This is a genomic window from Candidatus Obscuribacterales bacterium, assembly GCA_036703605.1.
Classification (GTDB): domain Bacteria; phylum Cyanobacteriota; class Cyanobacteriia; order RECH01; family RECH01; genus RECH01.
This window is the reverse complement of sequence record DATNRH010000109.1, coordinates 1-7,717: the sequence shown is the minus strand read 5'-3', so window position 1 is coordinate 7,717 and position 7,717 is coordinate 1. Positions and strand designations below refer to the sequence as shown.

Genomic DNA, 7,717 nt, shown 5'->3' with positions numbered 1-7,717 from the left:
CGAGTGGTCAGATGGGACAACAAGCCCATCGGCCCGGCAAACAAACACAGGAGGAGGGAATGAATCGTCCACACCCCGGTGCGTAGACCTTCTTGATAAATCCAGCGCCCCACAAATAGATCCATCACCAAAAAATGCACCCAGCCGGTAGCCGTAATTTGGGGATCGGAGAACAGGCGTGCCAGGTCAGTCAACGTAGGATTGGCAAAGGACTCCGCCGTCTCGGGAGAGAGCCCAGTGATAAAGAGATAGATATAGACAACCGCTAGGATGGCAAACGGCACCGTCGAGTTGATAATCCGCTGGGTGATGCCCCATTTGGGCAGCACAATCATCAGCAACCAAAAGGGCAAGACAAACACGTTTGCCCCATCAAAAATTAGGTCAAGAGTCATCCAATCAGGTCAGGGCAACATCCCTGGGCGAGAGAGCACCCCTATAATACCGTTCCTTCCTTGCTCGTCTAGACCTACGCGCTGAGAGCGACCGCCCCCAAGAAACCAGGCTGATTCCCCCTAGGAAGCCCTTACGCAATCACCTTTTCGATGACTTGATTAAGAGCACTTGATTAAGAGCACTTGATGCTTAAGTTGGAGGAATCTAACATCCATCCCCTCTACCAGACTGTGGCGCTTCTCTGGCTTACATCACAAGATATGTCAGGTTAAGTCAAGATTTTCATCGCTGTGTTGAGACTTTTGTAACTCTTGTTGAGTGTTGTATGTCTGTTTTCCCAATCATCCAATCAACCGATAAAGTAGAAAATGAAAAGAAGATTAAGACTAGCGGAGAGCTTATATGACTCCCTTACTCCTCAGACAATTTTGGTCCTTAATCGAAGCAACGCAGTCCAATACGTTGTTGAGCTTAGATGATCAAACCCTTATCCAATGGCTCACTCGCCAACTTGGCATGGAGTTCTCTCTCAACCACTGCGAGGTTGACACCCTCAATCATTACATCTCGTCCAGGCTGTCGCTGATTCGAGACATTGCCGATGCACGCTAACGACCACCATCGTCCGTGAAGCCAGACGTCGTTTTATCCATCGCCTCCACCACCCTAGCTCAACCCTTTTGACGATTCCTGGTTGGCTTGGGTCGCTTCATCCGCACCCCGGATGATCACAAGTATCCGTTCACCCTCAATCCTCATCAAGCGATCGCCGCCCTCCTAATCGCGGATCGTGGACCTCGACTCAAGGCGCACGAACCTCTTCAATGCGTCTCCATCTCCCTAGGAAGGCGCTTCTATCTTTCTAGGTACTCCCTAGAGAGCGATCGCTCTCACTCATGCACTTTCATCCAATATTGTCATTTTCGTGACTGGTAGCACCTTCGATTGAGAAATTCGCAACTTTCTCAATCGAAGGTGTTTGACGTTCAGGGCTCAACTCCCCCTACAGAACGATGCGTCACGGTTCATCTCCTGCTGGATTTCGCAAAACTGTGCCATAGGATACAAACACAAACTGAAAACCAGTGGAGTGTTAGGTAGAAGTAGCCCCCTTCGGGTATGGGAGGCACTCCAAAAATGGCGCTGCTCTTGTTCCAGCAGCAGGATAGCTCGCTATCCATGGGGCAAATCATCAGCAACGATGTCCCCACTCCCCAACCTTTAGGGTGGTGCAGGTTGGAGCATATCCCATCGGGTCAATGCCGATCGTTGATATACGATTCAAGAGTCATACCCGAACCTGTTCAGTGGCTATTTTGCAGTCGGTCGATGGGTACTGGGAAGCGTCTTGCTTTAAGGTCTCCCGAGCGATCGCTTATGGGTAACATAAATGATTCCGTAGGTTGACCATCCTACGGCATTCATGAATACTGATTGTCATTTGTTTCATTGTGATGTGTTAGGAGATCAGAGATTAACTATGCGTAAATGGAGTTTTCTGCTGAGTGCAGCTGCTCTCATTGCTTTGCCCTTGGCCTCTTGTGTCGAACCGGCTTCCAATGAGTCAACCGAAGAAACCACCGAGGGTGCTTCTAGCACAACCGGGACACCTACCAGCCGCCTACAAACGGTGATTGACCGTGGTGAACTTGTCTGCGGTGTGGAAGGCAATATCCCAGGCTTTAGCTTTGTCGATGATAGCGGCACCTACTCTGGGCTGGACGTAGACACCTGTCGGGCAGTTGCAGCAGCACTGTTCGATGATCCAGAAAAGGTGGTGTATCGCAACCTAGACTCTACCGAACGTTTCACGGCTCTAGTAGGTGGTGAAGTTGATATGCTTGCTCGTAACACCACCTGGACGATCAGCCGAGATACATCCGCAGGTCTAGAGTTTGCTCCAACCACCTTCTACGATGGTCAGGGTATGCTCGTTCGGGAAGCAAGCGGCATCACGGATCTGGAAGGATTTGCAGGTCGCTCTGTTTGTGTAGAAACAGGTACAACAACGGAACTTAACCTCACCGATCAGATGCGCGACCTCGGCGTTGATTTTGAGCCTGTGGTCTTCCAGGATGCCAATGCTGCCTACGCTGCCTACTCAGAAGGTCGTTGCGAAGGCATGACTTCCGATAAGTCACAGCTCGTGGCTCGACGCAGCACCTTGCCCAACCCTGAAGAGCATGTACTGCTTGAGGTCACAATGTCGAAGGAGCCCTTGGGCCCTGTGACCATCAACAACGATTCTGCTTGGTTTGATGCGGTTAAGTGGATTACCTACGCCATGATCGAAGCAGAAGAGCTCGGCATTACCCAAGCCAATCTAGAAGAACGCTTACAGGATGAAAACCCCGGTGTCCGCCGCTTCCTAGGATTGGAAGGTGAACTTGGCACAGAAATGGGGCTACCCAATGATTTCACGCAACGCATCATTCGCCATGTGGGTAACTATGGTGAGGTGTTTGAGCGGAACCTGGGTCAAGACTCCATTTTTGAGCTTGAGCGCGGTCAAAATGCCCTGTGGACAGATGGCGGTCTGCTTTACTCCCCTCCCTTCCGCTAACGTGATCCGCTGGTGCGCTAGTTGCACCTAGGTTTTTTTTATAACGTTTGATTTTTCGTGCCCCATGGCACGAAGAATCAAACCCCTTTGCATTAAGTTATAAATTACCTCTTTGCTGATGACAGCGATCGCCCTCTGCGTTGGCAGGTCGATGAGCTAGGTACTTAGGGGTATAGATCCCATGGTTATCTGGCTAATCCGGAGCGATCGCCGCTTGATTTGGATCAGCGTCGATGACAAACAGGCAATCACATCATGACCCCAGCGACACAAGGCAGCATTCCCATTTGGCGGGATGAACGCTTCTGGAAAATAGCATTTCAAATCATCACCCTCGTCGTGGTGGTTGCAGTTTTATCGCTTCTCATCACCAATCTCAATCGCAACCTAGCCCAGTTGGGTTTGCGGTTTGGGTTTGGTTTTTTAAGTAACCAAGCAGGCTTTAGTGTCGGGGAAAACCTCGTCAACTATCAGCCCCAAGATCAATACCAAAAGGTCATCTACGCCGGATTAATTAACTCGTTTCGGCTGATCGTTGTCGGCATTATCCTGGCAACGATTACGGGAATTGTGGCCGGTGTAGCAAGCTTTTCAGAAAACTGGCTCGTCTACAAGATCAGTCGAGCCTACGTAGGACTGGTTCGCAACGTGCCGCTCCTGCTCCAGCTCTTCTTCTGGTACTTCGCCGTCTATTTTGCGTTGCCGCCCGTGCAAGACCAGATTGAGATGGGTTGGGTGGTCATGAGTAAGCGGGGTATCTACCTGCCAGGGCCCTCCTTAACGGATCAAAATTGGCTAGGGCTGTTGCTTCTGATGGGAGCAGGCTTACTTGGAGCATTGCTCTGGAAGTTGATCAGTGATATTCGCCAAGGCGATCGCAGTTTCCGAGGCCTCGTCTATCGGGGAATCAGTGGTCTGGTTGCTCTCAGTGTCATTGGGCTAGAGATCTGGCTGATCATTCGCGGCGTAGGCTACTTAGTCTCCCCTCAAGACAGCGAAACCAATAGCCTGCCGGTGGGTGTAGGCATCTGGTTTTTAGGGATGGCGGCGATTGCGATCGCCGCCTTTTGGCTATGGCAACAGCGTACTCGCCTGATGGTTGAACAAGGCACCTCTGGGCAACCCCAACTAATGGCGATCGGAGGTCTTGTAGCCGTCTTCGTGGTGATTCTCCTCTTCGGACTTGGCTGGCAACCCCCAACCATTCAGGAAGGAGGCGGAGCTAGCGGTGGACTGCGTCTATCGCTGGAGTATGCTGCAGCCCTAAGTGGTTTGGTGCTCTACACCGGGGCCTTTATTGCAGAAATTGTCCGCGCTGGTATTCAATCCGTCTCAAAGGGACAGTGGGAAGCAGCACGCTCCCTAGGATTGCCCTCGGGTCTTGCCATGCGGCTGGTGGTCTTTCCCCAATCCTTACGGGTGATTATTCCGCCGCTGAATAGCGAGTATATGAACTTGGCTAAGAATACAACGTTGGCGTTCGCCATCGGCTATCCTGACCTATTCTCGGTGTCCTTCACCACCCTGAACCAGACCGGGCGAGCTGTTGAAATGATCGTCCTCATCATGTTTATCTACCTGATCTTCAACCTACTCATTTCAGTGGGCATGAACCAGATTAATGCTCTAGTTCAGCTTAAGGAGCGCTAAACCATGACCAGTATTACGCCTCCCGCGGCCACTCGCCCCCCGATTGCCCAAACAGGGCCGCTGGCCTGGGCGCGCAAGCATCTCTTCAGTGACTGGTTTAACAGCATCCTCACCGTTGTGGTTGCCGCCGTTTTACTGTGGAGCGGCTGGGGCTTAGTCACTTGGATCTTTTCTAAGGCCCAATGGCCCGTTGTGGAGAACAACTTGGGCTTTATGATGACCGGTTTATATCCCCAAGACCAGTATTGGCGGATGTGGGTGATCATGGGGCTGGTTTTAACCCTAAGTGGCTTATCGTGGGGTATTTTAGGACGCAACCAACAGCATCTGTTTGGGCGTAGTGTCCTCATTGGCATTGGAGCGATCGCAGCGGCGGTGATCCTCTTTCCTTTGACCCGTCCCCATAGCCCAATTCTCTTTGGCATGGTCGTGCTGACGGTCGCCATTGCCTGGGTAGGACAGCAGGCTGGTAAGCGCTTGCCAGCCTTAAGCAATTGGCTAGCCGCTGGGTGGTTCTTGGTATACCTAGCCTCAATCTGGTTGATTGGCGGCGGCTTGGGGATATTAGAGCCGGTGCGCACCGAAAACTGGGGAGGCTTGGTGCTCACCCTGCTGATGGCCGTAACCGGTATTGCGCTTTGCTTTCCCTTTGGTATCGCCTTGGCTCTGGGGCGGCGCAGCGATCTACCTATTGTGCGATCGCTTTCCATTGCCTACATCGAGTTAGTCCGGGGGGTTCCGCTGATTACCATCCTAGTGATGGGTCAGGTTATGATTCCGTTATTCCTGCCGGAGGGTATTCGTCCCGATCGCATCCTGCGCGCCATCATCGCCCTGACTATTTTCAGCTCCGCTTACTTAGCCGAAAACATCCGAGCCGGTCTGCAATCGGTGCCGCGAGGGCAGTCGGAAGCATCGGTGTCCCTAGGGCTGAACAAACCTCTAACGCTAATTCTGATTGTCCTGCCCCAAGCCTTAAAAACGGCAATCCCTGCCATCGTGGGACAGTTTATTAGCTTGTTTCAAGACACCACCCTCCTAGCTCCCCTAGGGCTACTTGAACTGTTGGGAATGGCCAATACCGCCCTATCTAACCCCAACTATTTGGGGCGTTATGCAGAAGCCTATGCCTTTATTGGCGTACTCTATTGGTTCTTCTGCTACGCCATGGCACTGGGAAGTCGCAAGATAGAGGAACAGTTGAATACGACTCACTAGGGCTGCGCTCGCTGCACCCTAGATGTGCTGAAGGACTTGAGAACACGATTTGGAGAATAGGGGCCATGACACAGCCACAAACCGGAACAATGCGAGATTCTCAACCGGTCAACGAGCCGGTGATTATTGCTCAAGACGTAGAGAAGTGGTACGACAACAACTTTCACGTCCTGCGCGGGGTCAGCCTCACGGTGAATAAAGGCGAGGTCGTGGTGGTCATGGGGCCATCAGGATCCGGTAAATCCACCTTTATCCGCACCTTCAATGCCCTAGAGCCCTACCAAAAAGGCACCATTGATATTGACGGCATTCGCATCTCCCATGATCTGAAAAACATTGAAACCATCCGCCGTGAGGTGGGTATGGTGTTTCAACAGTTCAACCTATTTCCTCACCTAACGGTGCTCAAGAATGTCACCCTGGCACCCATCTGGGTGCGGCGATGGCCCAAAGCCAAGGCGGAGGAAGTGGCGATGGCGTTGCTAGAACGAGTAGGCATTCTAGAGCAAGCCAACAAATATCCGGGGCAGCTCTCGGGCGGGCAGCAGCAGCGGGTGGCGATCGCCCGTGCCTTGGCGATGCAGCCCAAGATTATGCTCTTTGATGAACCGACCTCGGCGCTTGATCCAGAAATGGTGCGGGAAGTGTTGGATGCCATGCGCACTCTAGCCGCAGAAGGAATGACCATGGTTTGCGTCACCCATGAAGTGGGCTTTGCTCGGGAAGTGGCCGACCGGGTCGTCTTGATGGCCGATGGGGTCTTGGTGGAAGAGGCCACGCCGGAAGAGTTCTTCAATAATCCCAAAGAGGAACGCAGCCAAAAATTCCTCTCTCAAATCCTTTAGAAGGGATCAATGCAGCTTTAGTTACGCTGGTTGAGACACCTTCTAGATCGAAGGCTGAAACGTTGGGACGTTCCCAGATTTTCTAGATGTCTTAACCCATAAGACAGCAATGGCAATAGGTTGGATGAGTAGATTGGATTCTATCTATCCCATCCTCCATTCTGGCGCGATCGCTTGAGAGAGCAGGGATTCATCCATAAAAATACCGTTAGGCCAGCATAAGAACTTGCTATGCTGTCGTAGGATCGCACTTCCCTGATCCCTACCTTTGCAAGGAGCAAGCGGCTGTGGCAAAACGTAAACCCGCTCTATTGTTAACGTTAGGAACGGCGATCGCCTTTATCACCGGGGGTAGCGTAGCCTACTGGTGGCTCAGGGGGCAATCGGGACTGCGATCGCCCGCACCCTTGCCCGTGGGCATTGAGGTCATTCCCCAAAATGCCTTGATGACCTTCTCTGTATCCACGAATCCCCAACAATGGCAAACCCTGCGCTCCTTTGGCACCCCGGAATCCCAAGCGCAGGTGGATCAGCTCCTAGCCAGATGGCGCGATCGCTGGCTATCTGCCTATGACCTAGACTTTCCACGGGATCTCCAGTCCTGGATTGGCCCAGAAATGACTGTTGCGATTCTGCCTGGCAATCCTCCTATAGCCAGCGAACCGCCCTCCCCCGATCCAGCCCCGTCAGGTGGATCGCTCCCCGATAGCCCGATCGAAGGCGACCCCATCTTCGTCGCCATTTTGCCAATTTTAGATCCACTGCAGGATGGGCAGACCCTGTCCGACCGGTTGAGTGACACAGAGCCGCAACAGGAGCAGGTCTATCAAGGCGTGACGCTTCAGGAGTTTGTCAGCCAAACGGGTCAATCCTATGCCGCTGCAGTTTTTGAGAATCAGTTTATTGCGATCGCCCCCAGCCTGGATATTTTGCAAACCTTAGTCGATGCCGAGCAAAGCAATGCGGCCTTGGATACAGTTGCAGGCTACCAAGACGCCCTCAGTCAAACTGGCGTTGAACAACCTTTTCTACGGCTCTATGTCAA

7 protein-coding genes are annotated in these 7,717 nt (G+C 52.3%); 6 read left to right on the top strand and 1 reads right to left on the bottom strand.

All coding sequences use genetic code 11. From position 1 onward, the window contains the following. Positions 1-395: ABA4-like family protein (locus tag V6D20_02250; protein HEY9814617.1), on the bottom strand; the 395-nt coding region annotated here is incomplete at its 3' end. Positions 396-798: 403 nt separating this feature from the next. On the opposite strand from V6D20_02250, the gene V6D20_02245 reads away from it, so the two are divergent. From V6D20_02245 to V6D20_02220, 6 genes are all read left to right on the top strand, one after another. Continuing rightward, on the top strand, positions 799-1,008 hold the full coding sequence (locus V6D20_02245) for a hypothetical protein (GenBank protein ID HEY9814616.1): 210 nt from the start codon (positions 799-801) through the stop codon (positions 1,006-1,008). Positions 1,009-1,876: 868 nt separating this feature from the next. Beyond that, positions 1,877-2,959, top strand: a complete 1,083-nt coding sequence (locus V6D20_02240; GenBank protein ID HEY9814615.1) for an amino acid ABC transporter substrate-binding protein — start codon at positions 1,877-1,879, stop codon at positions 2,957-2,959. Positions 2,960-3,214: 255 nt separating this feature from the next. Then, a complete protein-coding gene (locus tag V6D20_02235) occupies positions 3,215-4,609 on the top strand; it encodes an ABC transporter permease subunit (GenBank protein HEY9814614.1) in 1,395 nt (464 codons plus the stop codon). Between the two features lie 3 nt (positions 4,610-4,612). Continuing rightward, on the top strand, positions 4,613-5,827 hold the full coding sequence (locus V6D20_02230; protein ID HEY9814613.1) for an amino acid ABC transporter permease: 1,215 nt from the start codon (positions 4,613-4,615) through the stop codon (positions 5,825-5,827). 65 nt (positions 5,828-5,892) lie between these two features. Further along, positions 5,893-6,672 (top strand): amino acid ABC transporter ATP-binding protein, encoded by a 780-nt coding sequence (locus V6D20_02225; protein ID HEY9814612.1) that lies wholly within the window; start codon positions 5,893-5,895, stop codon positions 6,670-6,672. Between the two features lie 287 nt (positions 6,673-6,959). Further along, a partial coding sequence (locus V6D20_02220; protein ID HEY9814611.1) for a DUF3352 domain-containing protein occupies positions 6,960-7,717 on the top strand: 758 nt, incomplete at its 3' end.

Coding starts and splice junctions, on each gene's coding strand:
- V6D20_02240 (HEY9814615.1), top strand. CDS start 1,877: ATGCGTAAATGGAGTTTTCTGCTGAGTGCAGCTGCTCTCATTGCTTTG.
- V6D20_02245 (HEY9814616.1), top strand. CDS start 799: ATGACTCCCTTACTCCTCAGACAATTTTGGTCCTTAATCGAAGCAACG.
- V6D20_02230 (HEY9814613.1), top strand. CDS start 4,613: ATGACCAGTATTACGCCTCCCGCGGCCACTCGCCCCCCGATTGCCCAA.
- V6D20_02235 (HEY9814614.1), top strand. CDS start 3,215: ATGACCCCAGCGACACAAGGCAGCATTCCCATTTGGCGGGATGAACGC.
- V6D20_02225 (HEY9814612.1), top strand. CDS start 5,893: ATGACACAGCCACAAACCGGAACAATGCGAGATTCTCAACCGGTCAAC.